Raw genomic sequence first — 22,637 nt, forward strand, 5'->3', positions numbered from 1 at the left:
GGAGATTGGTGATGTTTAAAGACAATTGGATTGATCCACTTGCAGAATTAAAGCAGCGTGGTGAAGTGTGTATCATGATCACAGTACTTGAACATCACGGTTCAACCCCCCGTGATTCAGGTACGAAAATGCTGATCACGCAGGACCAACAGTATGCCACCATTGGCGGTGGTCATTTAGAGCATCTCGCGACTAAAATGGCGCGTGAGATGCTAGCTGAAGGTAAAGATGCACTGGTCGTGGAGCGTTTTGATTTAGGTGCTCGCTTAGGGCAATGCTGTGGTGGTAGTGCGACCTTGATGTTTGAACCGATTGGGCAGTCACTACATCATTTAGTGGTGTTTGGTGCTGGACATGTGGCTAAAGCCTTGCTGCATGTTGTCGCGACACTGCCATTTAGGGTCACTTGGATCGACCAACGCGAAGAACAATTTCCGGCGCTGTTACCTGATAATGTCACGAAGTTAGTCAGTGATGATCCTGCAGGCGATGTTCTCGATATGGCAAAAGGCAGTTACTATCTAGTGATGACGCATAATCATCAACTTGATTTTGACTTAGCCAAGGCAATTTTGAAGCGTGGTGATGCGAAATATTTTGGCATGATTGGTTCGCAAACAAAGAAAAAACGTTTCCAATATCGACTACGGGCACGTGATTTTACTGATACCCAAATAAATCAAATGATCTGTCCGATTGGGATTAGTGCGGTGGTGGGTAAACATCCTGCTGAGATCGCGATTTCGGTTGCCGGTGAATTAATTGCAACCTATCAAGGCAGAGCGTTAGAAAACAAACAAAAACCTAATCTAGTGCAAGTCAACAGTGAAATTGCTAAGTTAGCCTAATATATACAGTATATTATAGACACGCTATCATCAGAGTATTAGGATAGCGTGAGATATAATGCAGAAGCATAATGAAGGAAATTTTTAAATGAGTACAATTCGAACAGCATACCGGTCAGCAATATTACATAGTATTGGCGATCCTGATAAAATCGGTATGGAAAATTCGTACGAATATTTTGCTGACGGTGCCATGATTATTGAAGATGGTGTCGTACAAGCAATCGGTAACGCAGATGAAATTCTAGCGAATGAAAATAGCGATATCGATGTTAAAGTGTATGAAAATAAGATCATCACATCGGGCTTCATCGATACCCATGTGCATTACCCACAAACGGGCATGATCGCGTCGTATGGTGAACAATTACTGGATTGGTTAAATAATTATACTTTTCCAGCAGAGAGTAAGTTTGGTGACCCCGAGCATGCGACTAAAGTTGCTGAAATCTTCTTACAAGAGTTAATGAGTAACGGTACAACGACCGCGTTAGTATTCGGTACTGTACACAAACAATCGGTTGATAGCTTCTTCACCCAAGCAGAGTTGCGTAACTTACGTATCATCTGCGGTAAAGTGATGATGGATCGTAATGCACCTGATTTCTTAACTGATACTCTTGAAAGTTGCTATGAAGACAGTAAAGAGCTAATCGAGCGCTGGCATCAAAAAGGGCGTTTACATTATGCGGTTACGCCTCGTTTTGCCCCGACAAGTACGCCTGAGCAGCTTGATGTTGCTGCGCGTTTGTTAAGTGAATATCCTGATCTGTATATGCACACGCATTTATCAGAAAACTTAAAAGAGATTGAGTGGGTTAAAGAGTTATTTCCAGAACGAGCCAATTATTTAGACGTTTACGACCATCATGGTCTGTTAAGTGAACGCTCGGTATTTGCCCACAGTATTCACTTGTGTGACAGCGAATGTCAGCGCTTAGCTGATACAGGATCTGCGGTTGCATTCTGTCCAACGTCAAACTTATTCTTAGGTTCTGGTCTATTGGATTTACCACGTCTAGAAGCGTTTGGTATTAATGTGGGCATGGGTACGGATGTAGGCGCGGGTACGTGTTTCTCATTATTATCAACCATGAATGAAGCGTATAAGGTATTACAGCTGCAGGGCAAGGCGTTAAGCCCGTTTAAATCATTATATTTAGCGACATTAGGCGGTGCGAAGGCATTACGTTTAGAAGACCAAATTGGTAACCTAGCAGTCGGTAAAGAAGCTGATTTCGTGGTACTTGATTTAGCCGCGACACCGTTACTGAAGTTCCGTATGGACAATTCAACGTCATTAGAAGAAACCCTATTTGCGTTAATGTTGATGGGTGATGATCGTGTTGTATGCGAAACCTACGTGTATGGTGAAAATCGTTATAGCAGTCTTTAATCGCTAAGCGTGAATGTGTTAAATTAAGATGCAAACGTATACTGGAAGGTGTGCGTTTTTATCTTATCTTCAGGTTATCTTGCACAGTTCTCAATCCAATGTGACAGGCTTTTTGCTTGATTCAATGCATCAAAATTATTTTCTATATTTAATCGTGCCAAGCGTCCCATATCTTGACGTTTTTCTGCTGGGTAGTTGATAAACTCGGTAATCGCTTGGCTCAGCGCTTGGGTATTTTTTTGTTTTACTATCAGTCCTGTTCCTGGCGCTACAATCTCTTTACAGCCCATTAGGTCTGTTGTTATTACTGGAATGCCAACCGCCATAGCTTCTTTGAGCACGAGAGGTCCTGTATCGACACAGCCAGATCGTGAAATACAGAATGGCGCAACTAAACAGTCAAACCTAGAGAGATTATGACTAACCCAGCGCGGTGATTTCGCACCAAGGAAATGTACAAGTTTTGATAAACCTAAGTGTTCTACCTGCTGTTTTAAATTTGATAATTGATCTCCATCCCCAACAATATCCAATGTGACTGAGTAATGATGATGTAGCTCGTGCAGGCTTTGAATAAGGTAATTAATGCCTTTTTGCTCGACTAGTCGGCCTAAAAAAATCAATCGTAATGGGCTAAGTTCATGTTGCTTTTCTGAGGGGGGGGAAGGGGGCTTAAATTCATTCGTTTTGACGCCGCAGTGTAATAGTCTAATTTTATTATGGTTGACCTTTTTTAGATCTTCTTCCATGTCTTTGCAAACGGCAACGACAAAGTTACTGTTGTGTATTTTTAAATTTACATCATAAGGTGTTTCATAAATATCGTGACCATGGGCAACAAAAGAACAGGTGATATCCATCATTTTTGCTGCCACTATTGCGTGGGCGCAGGTGTGTTGAGCAAAGTGTGCATGAGCATGACTGACGCCTTCTTTACGCATTTGGAGCGCGAGTCTTAAGCTGTATCGAAATAAGGATAATTTGGGCATTGCACGTTGCTTTGCAATAAAGTGCAGGGCTCTCATTATACCGATTGGACTAAGTGTGGAGATTAGTGAGAAATAAGCTTTTGCACCGATAACATGAATATCATATTCAAACTCGCCACAGTCGTGGTATTTGGTAAATGTCATGACACAAACTTCATGGCCATATGCACTGACTGAGTCAACTTCGGTACGAATAAATGTTTCAGTGAGTACTGGATATGAAGGGGCTAAAAATGCCACTTTTTTCATTCTAATATCCTTACCTGTTGCATTTAAACGCCCTTACTTTTATTCCAATGAATGTAATACTGTTGTTTTTCATTCAAAAATTAATTTCTTAACTACTCTTAATTGCATCATCAAAGTAAAGCCTATACAGAATGATAGTATATATAAATGTGATTGTTTCTTTAGTGAACGGATAAATGGTTTCTTTGGTGTTCTGAAAATAAAGCGTTGGCAGATAACATAAGGAGTGATGTTATGATATATGCAGTTTCTGTGGTTATTCCTAGCTATAACTGTTTGGAATACTTGCCGAAAGCGATAAGTAGTATTTTTCAGCAAAATAGAACTGATATTGAAATTATCATTATTAATGATAATAGTAATGATGGTAGCGCAGAATATCTAGCCTTGCTAAGTCAGAGAGAGCCTTGCGTTAATGTGATTACGGCGAATGGTGTGGGCGCCGCTGGTGCGCGTAATCTTGCTATAGAAGAAGCGAGTGGTGAGTATATCGCTTTTTTAGATGCGGATGATTATTGGTATCCAAATAAATTATTAGCGCAGCTAGCATTACATGAAGCAAGCCCGAACATTGCTATGTCGTTTACCAACTATGATCACGTTAATGAACAATATCAATACATTGTTGATTGCTTCGGTTATTGGAATCAATTTACTGACATCAGTACGCCGACTTATCATATCAATCAACCGTTAGCGCAAGTATTAGGTCATAATGTTGTCGGTACATCGACAGTGATGGTTAAAGCCTCTGTATTTGAGACTGTCGGTTTATTCAATACTGGAATGAGTTATTGTGAAGATTGGCAATTGTGGCTAAAAATATGTGAGAACTTTGAAGTCGCGGTATTAACGAAAAGTTACACAGGTTACCTTATGCGGAGTGATTCTATTACTCAAACAGATAGTAAACGTTTACAACACCTTGAATGTATTGAATATATTATTACAGACTATAAGCAACGTGATATTGGATTAAGTCGGCATACATTTGCATTGGCTGATGCAAAATTGAAAGAAGGGTACGCCGACTATTATCGTACGCAAAAGAAATTCATCACTGCGCTGTGTTATGAGGGTTATGCTTTTTTGCTTAACCCTCAAATTAGACGCATAAAAAATGGCTTGGGAGACATTAAAAAATTACTTCTGAGCCCTATTGTCTAGCGTTATTTAGTTGGTGCTGTAGTGGCCGTCACTTCGTCACAAGGCTTCACGTTGCAGCCTTTTAGTACAAGTTGGCTGATCAGGTGTGCAGCATCGTCATAATCACTTGCTGTTAGTGATGTTTTCCCCATTACCGCATTGATCTGCCAACTAAAGTCAGCATAAGTTTGGGTTGAAGACCAGATCATGAATAGCAGATGGTGTGGTGATACGTTGTCCATCTGACCAGCCTCAATCCACAGCGTAAATTTATCGAGCAAAAAAGTACTCTGATTCATTAAACGCTGTCTTATTTCAGGAGAAAGCAATGGCGAACCACGCATGATTTCATTGGCGAATACTTTGGAAGCATAAGGGTAATCTCGAGAAATAGTAAGCTTTGTTTTGATATATTCGGTTAATGCGATAGCGGGATTACTGATGGTTTCGATAGGGAGGGTTGCACTGAGTAATGGCTCGATGATCGTTTCCAATACTGCAGAGTATAACGTCTCTTTATTACCAAAATAATAATAGACGTTGGCCTTAGGCACACCGGCAAGTTTCGCGATATCGATGGTTTTTGTTGCTGCATAACCTTCATTGGCAAACACCTGACTGGCAGCCTTTAAAATCTTTCCTTCGTTTTTCTTCCGTATGGTAGACATTCTTATATTAATCCCTTCGCAGTTACTTATAAATTATTTTACAATAATGCCATAAAATAACTTGACCCCGTGGTCAGGTTTTTGTTTAATAGTCTCGGCACGATTACTCAAGCTTTGAGTACAATGTTTACTTATTTGGCAACGGTATTTTATTCCTTTCTACCGATTGTCTAGCTATCGCTATTTGAATTTTTTATCAAAAAAGTAAGTATACTTTATCCTGTTGTTTCCAGCTAGGTTGGATATATAGCAGGCGTAATAATTTAATTCAATATTACGACAGGAGTAGCAATTGCTACTCCTTTTTTTAGCTCATTAATTCACTACCATCCCATTGTTGACTGAACCTGATAAACGCTGTAATTAACTCACTTTTGAATTTTTGTTTATGCATAATGATTTTGTATTGTCGTTCTAGTTTTGTATCGAGTGGTAATATTTTTACTCGTTTATTTGCTAACGCATGGGTCGCACTGAATTTAGATACGCAGGCTAGTCCGAGTCCCGCTGCGACAAAGTTGAGTTGTGCTTCAATTGAATTAAGCTGATAAGCGAGCTGCCATTGTTGAACTGCGGGTGCAATATGATTATCAAAGAATGCGCGACTGCCTGAGCCTGATTCGCGTAACACCCAAGCATTGTCGGTTAAGTCTGTTAGCTGCAATGCTGTTTTTTCTTGTAGAGGGTGATTTGATGCTGCAATGATACACATTTCATCTGTTATCCAAGGCGTTTTTTCAATGTCATTGTGCTTAACATCACCTTCGATAAGACCTATATCTAATTGATAACTTAATATCATTTTAGCAATGTTGGCGCTGTTACTGATATGCAGTGTTTGTTGAGTATGCTCTGTTTGTTGTCTAAATTGTGCAATTAACCAAGGACATATCTGGTTACCAATCGTCTCGCTTGCACCAATGGCTAGATCGCCAATAAGCTGCCCTGATTGCTGGAACAAGGTATCAATACTAGCTGCGCGGTGCAGTAACTCATCGGCGATAGGTAATAAACGTTGACCATATGGGTTGAGGTGTAAACGGTTATTGGTACGATCAAATAATTGCTGGCTTAATTGATTCTCAAGTTCACTTAATGCCATACTCACGGCCGCTTTGGTTAGAAATAAACTTTTTGCGGCGTGGGTGATGCTTTGATGTTGGCTGACAGCAACAAATACACGTAATTGTTTTAATGATAAATTCATATACGTTCAACTTTTCTTAACTTTATGTTTAAAATATACATATTTTATTAACGAATGGCTATGTTTATAATGGCTGCATCAACAAGAGAGGTGCATTATGTTAAACCAAATTAGAATTAACTTTAAACTATTGCCAACTCCAGCCGCAGGTCTTGCTTTAGGTATTTCGTCACTGGGGGGGTTATGGGAGTTGGTGTATGGTTTTAATGGTTATATCCAGACCATGACTGCGGGTGTTGCTGCTGGGATCCTGTTCTCTTTATTATTGCGTTTTATTATTCATCCAAAAACGTTATGGAATGACCTTTCTCATCACGTTGTTGGTAGTGTTGTACCAACATTTGCAATGGCGACCATGGTGGTATCAAATTCGTTAATTACGTCATCACCAGCGCTATCTACGACCATATGGTTGGCTGCTATCATTGTTCATTTGGTGTTTTTGGTGGTGTTTCTCTATCACCGTTTTCAAGACATGCAATTACAGCATATGGTGCCGAGTTGGTTTGTGCCACCAATTGGTTTGATTGTTGCGGTATTTACTTGTCCTCAGCCGGAGAAATTTGAACCTATCTGCTACGCTATTTTAGTTTTTGGTATTATCAATTACGCAATTTTATTACCTATCATGCTTAACCGACTTATTTTTGGTGAAAAAGTGCAGACTGGCGCAAAACCATCTATTGCGTTATTAGCTGCCCCTGCTAGTTTATGTCTAACTGGATACTTGGCTTTTGTGACGAAACCGTCACCGATTATTGTGGCGGTGTTATTGGGGATTGCCTTATTGATGACGGTTGTTACTTATATGGCGTTATTACATCTATCGCGTTTAACGTTTAGTCCTGGTTTTGCCGCTTTTACTTTTCCTTTAGTGAGCAGTGCTAAAGCGCTTTATAGCACAGGTGATTGGTTTAAAAGTGTCGGTATTGCTGAGCACTATATCACTCAATTACACGTGATTGCCTTATTTGAATTATGGGCTGCAACAGCTGTCGTTACTTGGGTTAGTGCCTGTTACATAAAATGTTTGGTAGCTAAATTACAAGATATGTATCTTGTGCATAAAACGCAGATACTAGTAACTGTATAAATAAGTGGTTTGTTATTTGGTATATTTACACGTTATATGGTGATAGAGTAGAATTTGCTAAAACAATTTCCTTTCTTGAGTTACACATTATGCTTATAGAGCAAGATATTACCTGTATCACTATTGGTGCTTACATCGAAAAAATAACCCTTCAAACAGGCAGTTTCAGGCTTACTCAATCTGAATGGGTTAAAAACGAAGTAGTGATTAATAAGCTTATTGAATTGGGAATTCAACGGGTATTAGTTGATACCGAAAAGTTTGACGCTCAAATGGCCGCGGATGCTGTAACCCTTAATTCAATTGAGACTAAGCGTAAACATGAATTCAAGGTGAAGATGACGCAAGCCAAAGCGCTGATCTCGACCTCTAAAGACGTACAAAAGAAAATATTTAAGCATATTGAAGAAGGATTAGAAATTGATCTTTGTTCAGTTAAAACGCTCACCACAGAATTAATCGATACCTTATTTACTGATTCTGATGCATTAATGTGCGCGATTAATATTCGCAACAAAGATGAATATTTGTTAGAGCATTCATTTTCTGTCTCTATGTTAATGGCGTTATTTTCTCGTTATCTTGGTATTGATAAAACAGTGATCAGAGAACTGGCTATTGGTGCATTTTTACATGATATAGGTAAGATACGTACACCAGACCACATTTTAAATAAACCGGGTAAACTGACATCCGATGAGTTTGGAATTATGAAACTACATGTGAATCATTCCATCGATATTATTAAATCTATTCCTGGTATTTCTAAAATTAGCTCGGATGTTGCGGCCATACACCATGAAAAGTTAAATGGAGAAGGCTATCCATATGGTCTGATAGGACAACAAATATCTCGATTTGGCCGTATGCTTTCTATCTGTGATATCTATGATGCACTCACTGCAAACCGCTGTTATAAAGAAGGGTTAACCCAGCTAAAATCATTCGGTATTCTGCGTAGTCTGGCTCAAGACGGACAATTGGATTTGGACTTAGTGCATGCTTTTATTAAATGTATGGGTGTCTACCCAGTTGGTTCTCTGGTAAAACTAAACTCCAATCGTTTGGCAATTGTCGAAGGTTATAACAAAGCAGATCCTATTAGACCTAAAGTGAATTCGTTTTATAGCTTAGATAAACAGGATTTTGAACTAACAAATCGGATTGACTTATCTATGGCTGATGATGAAATTTCAGAGTCGGTGAGAGCGGATGATTTTGATTTAGATATGGAAGAAATAATGCGATTTTTAGTCAGCGAAGCGTAATCATTTACCACTACCATTAATAACAATGTGTTACAGAAATTACCAGCAACCGAAACGTGCTGCTGGTTTCATTATTAGCTTTTTATTCTTATTTATAGAACTCGCCTTGTTAAACGGTCATTAATGGAAATAATAACGTTATAATAGACGACTAATTTATGTCTGACTGCATGCAGCATTATGGCTGAGAATACACTTACAACGGATGCTGCGGCAATGTCGAAAGGAAAATGCACGCCAATATACACACGAAATAACCCACCTATTACAGCTAATACCGTTAACCCAAACGCCAATTTTCTTGTTGCTTGATGAAGCAATAAACTAAATGCAATACAAAACATAAATGTGGTGTGATCAGAGGGGAATGATGAATTTGCAGCGTGTTCAACAAGTGTTGTACCCAAATTGTTCATAAAAGGGCGAGGGTGGAAATAAACCTGAGCAATAAGTGTATTAATCGCGATACCAACAACAGAAGTCAGTGTTGCACCAATAAGATAACGCTTCGATTGCTCTTTACTGCGAAACCATAAAATCATAACCAATGCGATAAAGACATAAGGCATGCCTTCTGCGAAGAAAATGAAAAAGTAGTCAAAGAGTTGGTTTTGGCCAGCAAATTGATTAATTGCAGAAAAGAGTAAGTTGTTTAATTGTTGCATGAAAAGGTCTTATCTAAATGAATATCAACGATAAGACCTTTATTGTGAAGTAATGTTCAGTTTAAGTATAAAATATTGTATGGATGCTTATTTTACTATTATATTTCAGATAGTGTTATAACATCTTTTACTTTCACCATTGGTTGCCCTATCGGTGTTGCAACTAAGACTTGAAAGTAAGAGTTACCTAAAGCACTAGTGTAACCACTTGTATTAAAGATGTTTTCATTGTGAAACTCTTTATCTTTAAATGTCAGGAGTTCAATAATATCGGAATTTTTTGATAGATTCATTTTCCCATTTCGTTTAAATATTTTTCGACCTGAAACCCAAAAGCTAGATGGTGACTCATCTTCTTCAACATTTGATGTTGTTGAGAACGTACAGCGATGATTACATGTTTTTTTATGTACCATTACGAAGGTGTGTGTATTCGCATTTTGATATACCGCTAGATTACCTACATGTACGGTTCCACCTACATCATTGTCGAATTTATAAAATTCTTCATAATGATATTGTCCTTGGTAAGTGTATTCTTCGTTTGCTTCGATTGCGATATCTAATGATGAGTTAGTTAAAGTGTTACCATTTTGCAGTAAAGCATTAGGATCTGATAATAACTGACAACCACTTAAGGCCAATATACTCGTGAATATGATAATTAATTTGCGCATTGCAATTCCTTTTTGCATTTATCTACTTAGTGATACATTATGATACATGAAGATATCAGTTATTCAATCTAATCTATTAATTATCAAGGGCTAGGAGTGTATGATGGCAACGAGTAAAAAAGTCGCGGTAGTATTATCTGGGTGTGGATTTCAAGATGGTAGTGAAATTAATGAGTCGGTATTAACGTTATTAGCATTAGATTTAAATGATGCGGAATACCATTGTTTTGCACCTGATATAATTCAAACCAAAGTACAAGATCACTACAAACAGCAAGAAATGGATGAACAACGTAACGTGTTGGTTGAATCTGCTCGTATCGCACGTGGTGAGATTAAGCCGCTCACAGAGTTTCAGGCATCAGAATTTGACGCTATTATTCTTCCTGGTGGTTTTGGCGCAGCATTAAATTTATCTGATTTTGCCATCAATGGCCCAGACTGTGTGATTAATGCGGATGTCGAGCAAGCCATTCGGAGTATGCACAGTCTGCATAAAGTGATTGGTGCGCTTTGTATCGCGCCTGTTTTACTTGCTAAATTGCTACCAAATGCTGAACTCACGATTGGTCAGGACGAAGGGGTTGCGAATGCGGTCGTTACTATGGGAGCAACTCATCATAAAACCAATCACGCTGAAATCGTAATAGACGAAAAAAACAATTTAGTGACAACACCTTGTTACATGCTTGATGCTAGTATCAGTGATATCTATGCTGGTGCAACTAAACTCGTGTCGGCAGTATTAGAACGGGTATAAAACGGATATAAAAGGAGGGCTCAGTTCATTCATCATGAATTGGACCCTCATCGTATTATTTGTTAGCGCTTATATTTTTGCGCCTTGGTTTATCCAGTTTATCACGACGGTACGTTCATCATCGGTCATTTTAGTGATATTGCCTTGGGGCATAACGCGGTTACGTACTGCCGACAACACTCGGTCTGAATTTAGCTTAATATTTTCAGCTGTATCAAGGTGTACACCAGCCATCGGTGCAACACCTGCGGTTGCATGGCATACGGCGCAACGTTCTGCGACAATACTTTGTACTTCACTAAATGCGACTTGTGGTGCGCTGTTATCGACTGTTGGTTTCGTCACAAACGCTAACGTGATCATGGCAAAAGCGGCGAACGGTAATGTCCATGCGTATTTCTGATGTTGGTGACGCGTATTGAAATAATGACGCACTAACACACTGATAATTGATACTGCCGCTAATATTAACCAGTTATATTCACTCCCATAGGTACTTGGGAAGTGATTACTGATCATGATGAATAACACAGGTAATGTTAAGTAGTTATTATGACGCGAACGTAATAGTGCCTTTGCTGGATCTTTCGGGTCGGGTTGTTCACCTTTCGATACTGCCGCAATCATTTTTCGTTGTCCCGGCATAATAACAAAGAACACGTTGCCGACCATGATCGAGCCTATCATCGCGCCAACATGGATATAGGCTGCACGACCTGTGAATACCAGTGATAGGCCATACGCTACGGCAATGATCATTAACATCAGCACTGCGCCCATTAATGCGGGTTTCTGAGCTAATGGTGACTCACATAATAAATGATAAACAATCCAGCCAACCACAATTGTCGCGATACCAATTGCAATACCTTGCCATTCAGTTAAGCCTGATTCGGGTGAAATCAGCATCGATTGCGCATTAAAGTAATATACGACGGTTAACAGTGAGATACCGCTAAGGAAAGTTGTGTACGCTTCCCATTTAAACCAATGTAGTGTTTCAGGCATTTTTGCTGGCGCAAGTTTGTACTTTTCTAAGTGGTAAATACCACCGCCATGAATAGCCCAAAGGTCACCAGCTAAACCCGTTTTTGGGTTGATGCGATTAAGATGGTTTTCTAGCCATACAAAATAGAATGAGGCACCGATCCAAGCGATACCAAAAATCATATGCATCCATCGAATCGCAAGATTCAGCCATTCCGTAATATGCGGATCCATAAATACTCCCTGTTATTATAATTACGTACCGAGTACGCCTTTATTAAATATGTTAATGCGAATTACAATATTATTGTGTCTTTAAATACATTTACTGTTTTTCAAATATGCGTGTTTCAGCATCGGTAAAATGTACTTCTTCACAGTTGTTTCCCGGACCTGCGCGATCGACGATCAAGAATTGATCTTGATCTGTTAACGCGAGGATAGGGTGGTGCCAAACACCTTTGTGATAATTAATACCCTGTGACCCATCGCTGATAAAGCCACGGATAGTTTGACTATCTAGTCGTTCTTGCTTTAGATCACCGGTTGGCGCGGCGACTAAAATTAAATACGCATTGCCAAATAAAGGAATAAACGCCTGTGAACCTAACGGGTGGCGCTCCATCATGCTTACCGACAATGGATAAGTTAATGGTGTTGCCTGAAAGATACTAATGATCGTACGACCACCCTCTGTTTCGGTGTCGACATCGGCAAGCTGATGGTAGCGACGCGTAGACCCATTGTTGATCATGAAATAATCACGATCCGTAGTTGCGATCACATCCCCGTAAGGTTTAAACGCTTCTGCTGTTAATGGTTCAAGTGTAATAATATTAGTCATCAGCAAGTCCTTTATATTGACAATATAGTGGTGATTATTTAGATACAGTACCGAACATACGTACTCGGCTAATACCACCGTCTGGATAAATATTTACACGAATGTGAGTAATATCACCAAGCGAGTTCACTTGTTTTTCAAAGTTATGAATATTATCTGCAGATAGTTTTTGTGCTGGCAACAGTTCGCGCCAGAATAAGCTTTGTGCTTGGATCTGCTCTTCGGTACCGCCAGCCACACAAGCGGCTTGGATATTGACTGAATCTGGGAAATTACCTTTAAATTGCGCTGTATCGATTTCGACACGATCAACACTGCCCTTATTACCTAATGCGATAATGACCCAATCATTACCCGGTGTACGACGGCGTGCTGTTTCCCAGCCATCACCCATGTTCACACCACGACCAGGGTTCAATAAATTACCCATCACACCAAAGTGTTCATCGTTACAAGCAATTGCACGGCCACCGTTAACTGTTGCCGCTAAATCAATTTCTTGATCGGATCCGATAGTATCCCAGTTAATACTTGGCTTACCGTAAACGCGTAAACGTGCAACACCACCGTCAGGATAAATGTTAAGGCGTACATGGGTATAAATAGCATCACCTGTTAGGCTAAATAAATGCTCACTATCACCTTGTAATGATTCTGAACCGAGTATTTCTGTCCATACTGTTTCTGCTTTTGGTTCTTGACCATCATCGACAAAACAGGCGTCAACAGAGGCTGAAGGCGCATAGTTACCAGTAAAGTTTGATGTATCAATATTCAGACCTTCAATTGAACCAGGTAAACCTAAACGAACGATACAGTAATCATAACCTTCATGGCGCTTACGACGAGATTCCCAACCGTCCATCCATTTACCATTTTCATCATATAGATCGGGTACAAATACGGCGGCTTCTGTTTTTAGCATTCGTTGCTTATCAGCAAAAAAATCATCCGTTGCAAAAATAGCTTCCGCACCGAGCTTTTCATCAGCAAGGTTAATATGGCGGTCAAAATTTAATTCAGTAGTCATTGTAGTCGTCCTTGTTATAAATCGTTTAAACGAAATGCGGCGATTTTGTTTATTTCTAATAATGCTTGTTTGAACTCGGCGTCGATATTATTTTGAATTCGACGTTTAAAGTCCGCTAAGATTAAAAAACGGTTAGCACCACGCACAGCTTTGATGAAAGGGAAATTAAATTTCGCTTTATAGGCATCATTGAGTTGTGTGAAATGGGTAAACTCTTCAGCTGTGCATTGATCTATTCCTGCACCTGCTTGTTCAGAGGTTGATGCGGCGGTAAGTTCACCATTAACTGCTGCGCGACCTGCTAAATCAGGGTGGGCATTGATTAATGCAAGTTGTTGCTCAGGATCTGCCGCAAGTAAAATGTCCGCCATGCATTGCTGTAATGTGGCAATATCATCGATATCGATATCGATACCTTGGTGTTGGTGTCGTTGATAGGCTTCTTCTGCAACCCAAGGGCTGTGTTCATAGATATCAGCAAACACAGCCACAAAATCGGATTGTGATAGTTGACTTGGTTTGCAGGTATTAAAATGTGTCATGTTACGCATCCTCATATGGGTGATGTTTGATCCAGTGATTTGCTATTTGTTCTCGAGTACATAGCCACACATCATCATGCTGTTGTACGTAATCTAAGAAGCGCTTTAATGATGCCACGCGACCTGGACGGCCGATTAAGCGGCAATGTAGCCCTACTGACATCATTTTTGGTGATGTAACACCTTCAGCATAAAGGGTGTCGAAGCTGTCTTTTAAGTATTGAAAGAATTGCTCGCCACTATTAAAACCCTGTGGAGTTGCAAAGCGCATATCATTCACATCTAAGGTATAAGGGATCACCAAGTGCGGTTGATTGTTGGCTTTAACCCAATACGGTAGGTCATCATCATAGGCGTCTGAGTCATATAGAAAACCACCTTCTTCAGCGACCAAACGTCGGGTGTTAGGACCCAACCGGCCAGTATACCAACCCGTCGGACGTTTTCCTGTTAGCCTTTTGATAATGTCGATCGCTTTATGTAAGTGTTCACGCTCTTCGGATTCATCGGTATATTGATAATCAAGCCAGCGATAACCATGGCTACAAATCTCGTGGTTTGCAGCAACAAATGCTTTGGCTACATCAGGGTGTCTTTCTAAGGCCATTGCAACTGCAAATACGGTGAGTGGTATTTGATAGTCAGCGAATAAACTTAACAAACGCCAAACACCTGAACGGCTGCCATACTCATAGCAAGACTCCATACTGAGATTACGTACACCTTGTAAAGGAACTGCACCGGGCATTTCGGATAGAAAAGCTTCTGATTCACTATCACCATGTAATACGCAACGTTCGCCACCTTCTTCATAGTTAAGAACAAATGAGATAGCTAAGCGTGCTTTGTTAGGCCAGTTGGCATTTGGCACATTTTGGCCATAACCAATAAGATCTCTGGGATAGGCAACAGTCATCATGACTCCTTATTATGCGTATATTTCGCTAATCACTCTTTAAATTATAGATAAGTAATCACGTTGTTATACAATTATTGCAATTATTGCAATTATTGTATACAAAATCCATATAAATATGTAACAAGTCTGTAAAGATTTGATTTGTACCTAAAAGGGGGTTGGTTGTTGGTATATTCTTGGTTTTTTCTATTTATTAGTGATTATTATGGAATTAACAAGGTGTTTTTTTATATTTTTAAAATAAAAAATAGATTAATTATTTAACTTTTGACTATTTTTCTGCAATCATATGAAACATAAACTTAACATATTGTATTAATCTATGTATTGAATTTGTAGTTTAGACGATATTTAAGCTGTGATATTTAATGGCGACAGTAAGGTATTTTTGATTATGAGTGGACTTAGTACACATGTACTTGATACAGCCAATGGTGTTCCAGGTGCTGGTATCAGTATTAAATTATATAAGGTAGAAGCAGATCAATTAGAGTTAGTCGCTTCAGCCGTCACTAACAGTGATGGACGAACTGATTCTTTATTATTAACCAGTGATGAACTGCTTGTTGGTAAGTATCAACTACAATTTGATACGGCAGATTATTTCCGGGCACGTGGAGCAATTGTGCCAGAAACTGCTTTTTTAGATGACATTGTTATCCGTTTTGGTATTAGCGATACACAAGCACATTACCATGTACCGCTGTTGGTATCCCCGTTCAGTTATTCGACTTATCGTGGTAGTTAGTTGAAACGAATAATAAAATTAATATTATAAAAACGTAAAATCGGTAAACCCGAATACAACAAGGGAAGTATGATGGATAAAACACAACAAGGATCTGAGTTACAGGGATCAGCTAAAGGTGGCATATTAGAGAGGTTATTTAAACTCTCTGAGCATGGTACTACGGTGAAAACTGAGCTTATGGCAGGTTTAACAACCTTCGTTACTATGGCTTACATTATTTTTGTAAACCCAGATATTATGGCAAAGACTGGCATGGATAAGGATGCGCTGGTTGTTGCTACTTGTATTGGTGCTGCAATTGGCTGTATGTTGATGGGACTATACGCGAACTGGCCAGTGGGACTTGCGCCGGGTATGGGGCTTAATGCTTTCTTTACTTATACAGTCGTATTTGACATGGGTTACACATGGCTGGTCGCTATGGCGGCTGTGTTTGTCTCGGGTGTACTCTTTGCGTTAATGAGTTTTTATAAGATTCGAGAATGGATATTAGACAGTATTCCGCAGAGCTTACGCTATGCAATGACAGCTGGCGTGGGTCTGTTCTTAGGCATCATTGGTTTTAAAAATGCTGGGATCGTTGTTGCTTTTGAACCGACGCTGACGACATTAGGTAATTTTAAAGAGCCGAGTGTATTACTTGCCGCATTAACTTTCCTCATCATTGGTTCATTATTCCGTCGTAATCTATTTGGCGCGGTATTAATCGGTATGTTAGTGACAACGCTTGCTGGTATTCCACTCGGTCTGGTTTCTGCACCTGCGTCAATTATTTCTACGCCACCAAGCATTGCGCCATTATTCATGGCGATGGATTTTGAACACCTGTTTTATAATGCTGAAGGGCTATTTAATGTCGGTATGATCAGTATCATTATCTCGTTTTTATTTGTTAACATGTTTGATACGGCGGGCACATTAATGGGGGTCGCGGATAAAGCGAATCTGATTAATGAAAAAGGTGAAATTGAGAATCTGAAAAAATCACTGAAAGCAGATTCTGTATCAAGCGTATTAGGTGCTTGTGTCGGTTGCCCGCCAGTTACATCTTATGTTGAAAGTGCATCTGGCGTTGCGGCTGGTGGCCGAACGGGTTTAACTGCAGTGACGGTTGGTGTGTTATTTTTAGCGGCGACCTTCTTTACGGATGTTGCGTTAATTATTCCAAGTTATGCGACTGCGGGTGCACTTATTTTTGTTTCTTTCTTGATGATGAGTGGCCTGAGTAAAGTAAACTGGGATGAGTTTACCGATTATGTACCAGCCTGTATTACGGCAATTATGATGGCCTTCACGTTCTCTATCGCGAATGGTATTGCACTTGGTTTTATCGCTTATACTTTCTTAAAAGTAGGCTCAGGTAAAGCAAAAGAAGTATCAATTAGTATTTGGGTATTAACGGCTGTGTTTGTTGCTAAATTAGCATTTATGTAAACACGAGTTTAAACCAATAAAAAAGCCACTGATATTGTCCAATAATAGGATACTTATCAGTGGCTTCTTTGTTTGTACGGTTTAGGTATAACTGTACCGCTATATCACGTTATCACTATTTTGCGTTATAAATCGTGGTATCTAATTCTTTTTCTGATTTGGCAATGATCACTGATGCGGCAATATCACCAGAAATATTCACGGTAGTACGTGCCATATCCAGAATACGGTCGATACCGGCAATCAGTGCAACACCTTCAACAGGTAGACCGACAGTAGTAAGTACTAACGTTAGCATGATAAGACCTGCACCTGGTACACCCGCAGTTCCAATAGATGCTAATGTCGCAGTTAAGATAATTGTGATGTATTCAGGCATACCTAAATCAATACCAAATGCTTGTGCAACAAATAATGTTGTTACACCTTGATAAAGTGCGGTGCCATCCATGTTGATAGTGGTACCCAGTGGTAATACAAAGCTTGATACGCTTTTTGATACACCGAGGTTCTCACGTGCACATTTCATTGATACTGGTAATGTTCCTGCACTTGATGTCGTGGTGAAAGCAACAACTTGCGCATCAACAATACCGCGGAAATATTGTACTGGACTTAGTTTTGCAATAAATACAATCAGTGCGCTATAAACACCTAACACATGTAAGATACTACCAAGGTAAACCGCACCAATGACTTTCATAAGTGGTAATAGTAGCGCTAAACCAAATTTACCTGCCACCCATGCCATCAATGCAAATACACCGTAGGGTGCCAGTTTCATCACTAGATCCGTTAGCTTGTACATTGCTTCTGCAAGGCTTTCGAAAACCGAAATTGCTGGTTTACCTTTTTCACCAATCAGGGTCAGTGATACACCAAGAGCCACCGCAAATACGATGATTTGTAGAATATGACCTTGAGCTAGAGCTCCTACAGGGTTAGTTGGTACTAACCCAACAATCGTCTCAGCTAACGACGCGGTTTCTTTTACCGCTTCAGCTTGTTGAGCGACGAGTTCTAAACCTGCACCTGGCTGTAACAAATTACCTAATAATAGGCCGATGGAGATAGCAACTGCGGTAGAGATAAGATAGAACATCACTGCTTTAAAACCAATGCGTCCCATTTTACTGGTATCTTGCATTGAGGTGATACCAACAATGATTGAGCAGAAAACCAGTGGCACAATTAACATTTTAATGGTGTTAACAAATAATGACCCGATTGGTTTTAGAATGGCTGCATCTTCACCAAAGATAATACCCACGGTAATACCGAGGATCATACCGATAACAATTTTCTGCCAAAGGGGTAAGTTAAACCATAGTTTTTGGCTTAAAGTCGGGGTACCTACTGATTCAGTATTACTCAAAATTGACGTCCTCTACTTTCTCTTATCGTAATGTGTGGCATAAACCTGCTGTGAATTAACTTCATTCAGCACAGTTGAGAGAGGTCAGTTTATCGGTCATGTTGTAAATGTAAAGCCATTCATGCTTTCTTTTGGGTAATACTTAGTTACATGCACTATATCATGCGTTTTTATTGGTTTTCTTGTTGATAAAGTGAACTTTGTATAACCAAAATGAGTTACTGTTGACGATTCCATTGTTACTGTGTAATTATTTCATTATCTTTTTAACATCAGTAATCAGTGATTTATAGCCGTCGGTAATTAACATAACTATCGTATCTTCTGAGTGTGGCTTGAGTGCTTTTTGTTTAATGTAAACAACCAAGGTAACGCCAACAAAGAAAGAAATAAGCATAATTAGAAAGTCCTATATAGAGTGTGAGTTAGGTTCTCGATAATAACATAATCAGATAACTACGAAATACTCGAGTGGTACTATAAACATTATAAAGGAATGTAATGTATAAATTTTTAATAACTAAGACAGCCCAAAAAGTTTACTTTGTGCTGGCTACCATGCTGATTATTGGTACGTTCATCGTATCTTTACAGCCAAATATAGTGGCAAGCTCAAATCCTACGATCAGTATCGAGTCTGCTATTCAGTCTATTACAACTAACGATTATTCTGTAGTGGCAGCTAATGACGTGATTCCTGATGTCGCCATTGTACCCGTTCCACCAGTCGCCGTATCAATTCAGAAAGTATTACGAGTGTTAACGTGGGCGGGCGGTGAAATCATTTTCCCTCGTCATGGGCACCCACAAAATATTGAATTAGAGTATCTGCAACGATTTGCTGACGAAAATAATTTAAAGATTGAAAAAATTCGTGTTAAAAAATTTGTTGATCTTATTCCTATGCTGCTAAGTGGCAAAGGCGATCTTATTGCTGCAAATCTAACGAAGACACGTGATCGAGCTAAATTGGTTAGTTTTACAGAACCTTATTTACTTACTAAAGAATATTTGGTGATGGGCAGTCAAAGTAAAAATTTAAACTCAGCTAAAGATTTGAATGGCCGTGAAATTGTTATTCAAAAGGGAAAAAGCTATGAATCGACCGCATTAGGATTACAAAAAGCATATCCTAAGCTTAAAGTTCGTTTAGTTGATAGCGCGATTAGCCATGAAGCTTTATACGATAAGCTAGCCAGTGGAGAGTATGATATTACTATCCAAGATAAAAATTTAATTAAGTCAGCAAGTGCTTATCGTGATGATATTAAAATGAGCTTGCAGGCAAGTGTGACGCGTCATCTTGGTTGGGGGGTTGCCCCAGGTAACAAGAAGTTGTTAAAACAACTAAATCAATTTTTAAAAGAACAAAATTTGATTGCTAACGTTAAGCGAAAATCAAAACATAGTAATAAAACCCAATGGCAGAAAATTCAAGAGTCGAGAACAGTCCGCTTTGTATTACGCAATAACCTTTCTTCTTATTATATTTGGCGTGGTGAGTTACTCGGTTTCCATTATGAATTAGCAAAACGCTTTGCTAAAGAGCATAAGCTTCGCTATGAAATTATTGTTGCACCGAACAATGTCGCTTTACTTGATTATTTGCTTGAGGATAAAGCAGATATCGCGTTGGGATTTTTAACCCCGACGGCACAGCGACGTGATAAAGGGATCGCTTTCTCTCGCCCATATCATTACGCTTCTGAATTAGTGGTTGCCCATAAAGATCACCCAGAAATTAGTTCTACTGTCGAACTCGCTAATAGTAATATTTATATTAGACCATCGAGCTCGTATTGGGAAAGTGTTGTTGAATTGAAAAAAACGGTCAAGAATATTAATTTGATTGGCGTGCCAGAAAGTCAGGAAACAGAATCAATCATTGAAAATGTAGGGGATAAAGAATATGAAATGACGATTGCAGATAGCCATATTGTTGATATTGAAATGACATTCCGTGATGATATTCAGTCATTAATGGCGTTAGGTGCACCTAAATCTCAAAGTTGGGCGATTGCCTCGGGACATAATACGTTATTAGCAAAATCGAATGCCTTTATTAAGAAGCATTACAAGGGGCTATTTTATAACGTTATTTACAATAAATACTTCAAGAATCAAAAACGTTTAGATACCCATTATAAAGATTACGTTCGTCAAAATAATTCTGGCGTATTATCACCTTATGATGACATTGTGAAAGAATACGCGAGCCAATATGATTTTGATTGGCGTTTGTTAGTATCACAAATGCATCAAGAAAGTCGTTTCAATCCTAACGCTAAATCAATGGCGGGCGCGAAAGGTTTGTTCCAATTAATGCCGCGTACAGCGAAAGAATTAGGGATCCGTAATGTGCATATTCCTAAGCAGGGTATTAAAGCCGGTGTTTTGTATATGAATTGGGTGCGTGAACGTATGCGTAAAGATGAGGTTAAAGATAATCAGTTAATCTGGTTCACGTTAGCGTCATATAATGCAGGGGCTGGGCATGTTCGAGATGCAATGCGTTTAGCTAAACAAAAAGGGTGGCGTGATGATGTCTGGTTTGGTCATGTAGAAAAGGCCATGTTATTGCTGTCTCAATCTAAATATGCAGCTAAAGCACGTTATGGGTATGTGCGTGGACAAGAGCCTGTACATTATATTCGTGAGATTAAGCGACGTTTTGAAACGTATGATAATATTTTGAGAAAATAGCGGTTTACGAGTGATCAATCGTCGACGATTACACTGAATATTGCGTTAGGTCATTTCATTTGGGATGACCTTTTTTATCCCCCGAATAAAAGTGGACATTACTAAAGGGGTATTTTATGCTGATTTCATTCTTTTTTTACGCCGTTAAATACTATGAATTCATTATCCTCTTGGTTTCTTGTCATACGTCCAAAAACGTTACTGGTCGCATTGGCGGTTATTTTACTTGGGCAAACGCTAGCTTGGGTCGACTCCCCGCATAATTTCAGTTTTTATATCGCCATTCTTTGCATGATCTGCTGCATGACGTTACAAATTGCGGTTAACCTTTCTAATGACTATTTTGATGGCAAAAATGGTGTTGACGGTGATGATAGGTTGGGCCCTGATCGTGCATTGCAAAAAGGACTTATATCGGCTGAACATTTGCGCGTTGGTATCATTACTATGTGTATTTTGGCTATTGTCAGTGGTTGCTATCTTATCTATGTGGGTGGCTGGGTTTATGTTTTGTTAGGGCTGTTATCATTAGTTGGCGTGTATATTTATAGTGGTGGCCCTCGACCACTGGCTTCGCATGGACTTGGTGAAGTGGCTGTTTTCCTTTATTTTGGTTGGCTAGCTGTTGTCGGAAGTTATTATCTGCAAGTACAAGTACTGACTATCGATGTCTTTATTCCGGCTAGTCAGATAGGATTCTTAGTTGTCGCAATCATGTTGGTGAATAACATTCGTGATATTGCTTCCGATCGTCGCGCGCAAAAATTTACTTTAGCAACCCGTTTGGGCGTGAAGGCAAGTAAGCAGCTTTATTGCATTACTATGCTATTACCTTCGTTATTAATGATTGTGGACAGCTACTCCGTACTTATTATGATTTTACTACTGCCCGTGCAACTTGCATTGTGTGTCGCGATTTATCAACGTAGTGGAAAAAAATTAAACTTACAGCTAGCGCAAACCTCGATGGCGGTATTATTGTGGGGGGGATTGTATTCGGCTAATTTGGTTGTTGGTTAATACAAAATAGAAGGGCAGTCAATTGAGTGAAAAATACCGAGTCGTATAACTCGGTATTTCTATTTC

At 39.4% G+C, this 22,637-nt stretch carries 22 protein-coding genes; 10 read left to right on the top strand and 12 right to left on the bottom strand.

Translation table 11 applies throughout. From position 1 onward, the window contains the following. The first annotated feature begins 11 nt into the window (after nt 1–11). Nucleotides 12–848, top strand: a complete 837-nt coding sequence (gene xdhC / locus BT797_RS04575) for a xanthine dehydrogenase accessory protein XdhC (RefSeq protein ID WP_045109644.1) — start codon at nt 12–14, stop codon at nt 846–848. An 88-nt stretch (nt 849–936) separates the two neighbouring features. Then, nucleotides 937–2,244, top strand: a complete 1,308-nt coding sequence (guaD, locus tag BT797_RS04580) for a guanine deaminase (RefSeq protein WP_075471199.1) — start codon at nt 937–939, stop codon at nt 2,242–2,244. 74 nt (nt 2,245–2,318) lie between these two features. On the opposite strand, the gene BT797_RS04585 is transcribed toward guaD, so the two are convergent. Then, nucleotides 2,319–3,482 (bottom strand): glycosyltransferase, encoded by a 1,164-nt coding sequence (locus BT797_RS04585; RefSeq protein ID WP_045109646.1) that lies wholly within the window; start codon nt 3,480–3,482, stop codon nt 2,319–2,321. A 234-nt stretch (nt 3,483–3,716) separates the two neighbouring features. On the opposite strand from BT797_RS04585, the gene BT797_RS04590 reads away from it, so the two are divergent. After that, on the top strand, nt 3,717–4,649 hold the full coding sequence (locus BT797_RS04590) for a glycosyltransferase family 2 protein (protein ID WP_045109647.1): 933 nt from the start codon (nt 3,717–3,719) through the stop codon (nt 4,647–4,649). 2 nt (nt 4,650–4,651) lie between these two features. Here the strand turns inward: BT797_RS04590 and BT797_RS04595 are convergent, their stop codons facing one another. Further along, complete coding sequence (locus BT797_RS04595) at nt 4,652–5,296, bottom strand: TetR/AcrR family transcriptional regulator (protein ID WP_045109648.1); 645 nt, start codon at nt 5,294–5,296, stop codon at nt 4,652–4,654. Between the two features lie 307 nt (nt 5,297–5,603). After that, nucleotides 5,604–6,503, bottom strand: a complete 900-nt coding sequence (locus BT797_RS04600; RefSeq protein WP_045109649.1) for a LysR substrate-binding domain-containing protein — start codon at nt 6,501–6,503, stop codon at nt 5,604–5,606. A 97-nt stretch (nt 6,504–6,600) separates the two neighbouring features. Between BT797_RS04600 and BT797_RS04605 the strand changes: the two genes are divergently transcribed. Together BT797_RS04605 and BT797_RS04610 are read left to right on the top strand one after the other, a co-directional pair. Further along, nucleotides 6,601–7,596, top strand: coding sequence for a TDT family transporter (locus BT797_RS04605; protein ID WP_075471200.1), 996 nt, complete (start codon nt 6,601–6,603; stop codon nt 7,594–7,596). A gap of 89 nt (nt 7,597–7,685) precedes the next feature. After that, nucleotides 7,686–8,864, top strand: coding sequence for an HD-GYP domain-containing protein (locus tag BT797_RS04610; RefSeq protein ID WP_045109651.1), 1,179 nt, complete (start codon nt 7,686–7,688; stop codon nt 8,862–8,864). 92 nt (nt 8,865–8,956) lie between these two features. Here the strand turns inward: BT797_RS04610 and BT797_RS04615 are convergent, their stop codons facing one another. Both BT797_RS04615 and BT797_RS04620 read right to left on the bottom strand, forming a co-directional pair. Then, nucleotides 8,957–9,529, bottom strand: a complete 573-nt coding sequence (locus BT797_RS04615) for an undecaprenyl-diphosphatase (protein ID WP_075471201.1) — start codon at nt 9,527–9,529, stop codon at nt 8,957–8,959. 98 nt (nt 9,530–9,627) lie between these two features. After that, nucleotides 9,628–10,206, bottom strand: a complete 579-nt coding sequence (locus BT797_RS04620) for a membrane lipoprotein lipid attachment site-containing protein (RefSeq protein WP_075471202.1) — start codon at nt 10,204–10,206, stop codon at nt 9,628–9,630. A 100-nt stretch (nt 10,207–10,306) separates the two neighbouring features. Between BT797_RS04620 and elbB the strand changes: the two genes are divergently transcribed. Continuing rightward, on the top strand, nt 10,307–10,966 hold the full coding sequence (gene elbB, locus BT797_RS04625) for an isoprenoid biosynthesis glyoxalase ElbB (RefSeq protein WP_244534135.1): 660 nt from the start codon (nt 10,307–10,309) through the stop codon (nt 10,964–10,966). A gap of 69 nt (nt 10,967–11,035) precedes the next feature. Here the strand turns inward: elbB and BT797_RS04630 are convergent, their stop codons facing one another. The 5 genes from BT797_RS04630 to puuE form a co-directional block, all read right to left on the bottom strand. Next, complete coding sequence (locus tag BT797_RS04630; protein ID WP_075471203.1) at nt 11,036–12,187, bottom strand: urate hydroxylase PuuD; 1,152 nt, start codon at nt 12,185–12,187, stop codon at nt 11,036–11,038. Nucleotides 12,188–12,278: 91 nt separating this feature from the next. Beyond that, complete coding sequence (locus BT797_RS04635; RefSeq protein WP_075471204.1) at nt 12,279–12,797, bottom strand: ureidoglycolate lyase; 519 nt, start codon at nt 12,795–12,797, stop codon at nt 12,279–12,281. A gap of 34 nt (nt 12,798–12,831) precedes the next feature. Continuing rightward, complete coding sequence (alc, locus tag BT797_RS04640; protein ID WP_075471205.1) at nt 12,832–13,827, bottom strand: allantoicase; 996 nt, start codon at nt 13,825–13,827, stop codon at nt 12,832–12,834. A gap of 14 nt (nt 13,828–13,841) precedes the next feature. Next, a complete protein-coding gene (gene uraD, locus BT797_RS04645) occupies nt 13,842–14,369 on the bottom strand; it encodes a 2-oxo-4-hydroxy-4-carboxy-5-ureidoimidazoline decarboxylase (RefSeq protein WP_075471206.1) in 528 nt (175 codons plus the stop codon). A gap of 1 nt (nt 14,370) precedes the next feature. Then, on the bottom strand, nt 14,371–15,285 hold the full coding sequence (gene puuE / locus BT797_RS04650) for an allantoinase PuuE (protein ID WP_075471207.1): 915 nt from the start codon (nt 15,283–15,285) through the stop codon (nt 14,371–14,373). A gap of 397 nt (nt 15,286–15,682) precedes the next feature. Between puuE and uraH the strand changes: the two genes are divergently transcribed. Together uraH and BT797_RS04660 are read left to right on the top strand one after the other, a co-directional pair. Then, nucleotides 15,683–16,036, top strand: a complete 354-nt coding sequence (gene uraH / locus BT797_RS04655) for a hydroxyisourate hydrolase (RefSeq protein WP_075471208.1) — start codon at nt 15,683–15,685, stop codon at nt 16,034–16,036. Nucleotides 16,037–16,108: 72 nt separating this feature from the next. Beyond that, a complete protein-coding gene (locus tag BT797_RS04660) occupies nt 16,109–17,473 on the top strand; it encodes an NCS2 family permease (protein ID WP_075471209.1) in 1,365 nt (454 codons plus the stop codon). 115 nt (nt 17,474–17,588) lie between these two features. On the opposite strand, the gene BT797_RS04665 is transcribed toward BT797_RS04660, so the two are convergent. Together BT797_RS04665 and BT797_RS23780 are read right to left on the bottom strand one after the other, a co-directional pair. Continuing rightward, nucleotides 17,589–18,848 carry a dicarboxylate/amino acid:cation symporter gene (locus BT797_RS04665; protein WP_045109662.1) on the bottom strand — a complete coding sequence of 420 codons (1,260 nt, stop codon included), beginning with the start codon at nt 18,846–18,848 and terminating at the stop codon, nt 17,589–17,591. Between the two features lie 250 nt (nt 18,849–19,098). After that, nucleotides 19,099–19,245, bottom strand: a complete 147-nt coding sequence (locus tag BT797_RS23780) for a hypothetical protein (protein ID WP_170860717.1) — start codon at nt 19,243–19,245, stop codon at nt 19,099–19,101. Between the two features lie 104 nt (nt 19,246–19,349). Between BT797_RS23780 and BT797_RS04670 the strand changes: the two genes are divergently transcribed. Together BT797_RS04670 and menA are read left to right on the top strand one after the other, a co-directional pair. Then, entirely contained in the window at nt 19,350–21,551 is a 2,202-nt protein-coding gene (locus tag BT797_RS04670; RefSeq protein ID WP_075471210.1) for an MltF family protein, read from the top strand. Between the two features lie 153 nt (nt 21,552–21,704). Then, nucleotides 21,705–22,571 (top strand): 1,4-dihydroxy-2-naphthoate octaprenyltransferase, encoded by an 867-nt coding sequence (gene menA / locus BT797_RS04675; protein ID WP_045109663.1) that lies wholly within the window; start codon nt 21,705–21,707, stop codon nt 22,569–22,571. The last annotated feature ends 66 nt before the right edge of the window (nt 22,572–22,637 follow it).

Origin of the sequence: Moritella viscosa, from assembly GCF_900120065.1 — a bacterium.
Taxonomy (GTDB): domain Bacteria; phylum Pseudomonadota; class Gammaproteobacteria; order Enterobacterales; family Moritellaceae; genus Moritella; species Moritella viscosa.

Excerpts from the sequence above, each read along its gene's own strand:
- BT797_RS04600 (WP_045109649.1), bottom strand. The coding sequence starts at position 6,503 with ATGAATTTATCATTAAAACAATTACGTGTATTTGTTGCTGTCAGCCAA.
- BT797_RS04595 (WP_045109648.1), bottom strand. The coding sequence starts at position 5,296 with ATGTCTACCATACGGAAGAAAAACGAAGGAAAGATTTTAAAGGCTGCC.
- BT797_RS04635 (WP_075471204.1), bottom strand. The coding sequence starts at position 12,797 with ATGACTAATATTATTACACTTGAACCATTAACAGCAGAAGCGTTTAAA.
- elbB (WP_244534135.1), top strand. The coding sequence starts at position 10,307 with ATGATGGCAACGAGTAAAAAAGTCGCGGTAGTATTATCTGGGTGTGGA.
- alc (WP_075471205.1), bottom strand. The coding sequence starts at position 13,827 with ATGACTACTGAATTAAATTTTGACCGCCATATTAACCTTGCTGATGAA.
- BT797_RS04660 (WP_075471209.1), top strand. The coding sequence starts at position 16,109 with ATGGATAAAACACAACAAGGATCTGAGTTACAGGGATCAGCTAAAGGT.
- uraD (WP_075471206.1), bottom strand. The coding sequence starts at position 14,369 with ATGACACATTTTAATACCTGCAAACCAAGTCAACTATCACAATCCGAT.
- puuE (WP_075471207.1), bottom strand. The coding sequence starts at position 15,285 with ATGACTGTTGCCTATCCCAGAGATCTTATTGGTTATGGCCAAAATGTG.
- BT797_RS04630 (WP_075471203.1), bottom strand. The coding sequence starts at position 12,187 with ATGGATCCGCATATTACGGAATGGCTGAATCTTGCGATTCGATGGATG.
- xdhC (WP_045109644.1), top strand. The coding sequence starts at position 12 with ATGTTTAAAGACAATTGGATTGATCCACTTGCAGAATTAAAGCAGCGT.
- BT797_RS04615 (WP_075471201.1), bottom strand. The coding sequence starts at position 9,529 with ATGCAACAATTAAACAACTTACTCTTTTCTGCAATTAATCAATTTGCT.
- BT797_RS23780 (WP_170860717.1), bottom strand. The coding sequence starts at position 19,245 with ATGCTTATTTCTTTCTTTGTTGGCGTTACCTTGGTTGTTTACATTAAA.
- guaD (WP_075471199.1), top strand. The coding sequence starts at position 937 with ATGAGTACAATTCGAACAGCATACCGGTCAGCAATATTACATAGTATT.
- BT797_RS04610 (WP_045109651.1), top strand. The coding sequence starts at position 7,686 with ATGCTTATAGAGCAAGATATTACCTGTATCACTATTGGTGCTTACATC.
- uraH (WP_075471208.1), top strand. The coding sequence starts at position 15,683 with ATGAGTGGACTTAGTACACATGTACTTGATACAGCCAATGGTGTTCCA.
- BT797_RS04590 (WP_045109647.1), top strand. The coding sequence starts at position 3,717 with ATGATATATGCAGTTTCTGTGGTTATTCCTAGCTATAACTGTTTGGAA.
- BT797_RS04585 (WP_045109646.1), bottom strand. The coding sequence starts at position 3,482 with ATGAAAAAAGTGGCATTTTTAGCCCCTTCATATCCAGTACTCACTGAA.
- BT797_RS04670 (WP_075471210.1), top strand. The coding sequence starts at position 19,350 with ATGTATAAATTTTTAATAACTAAGACAGCCCAAAAAGTTTACTTTGTG.
- BT797_RS04620 (WP_075471202.1), bottom strand. The coding sequence starts at position 10,206 with ATGCGCAAATTAATTATCATATTCACGAGTATATTGGCCTTAAGTGGT.
- BT797_RS04605 (WP_075471200.1), top strand. The coding sequence starts at position 6,601 with ATGTTAAACCAAATTAGAATTAACTTTAAACTATTGCCAACTCCAGCC.
- menA (WP_045109663.1), top strand. The coding sequence starts at position 21,705 with ATGAATTCATTATCCTCTTGGTTTCTTGTCATACGTCCAAAAACGTTA.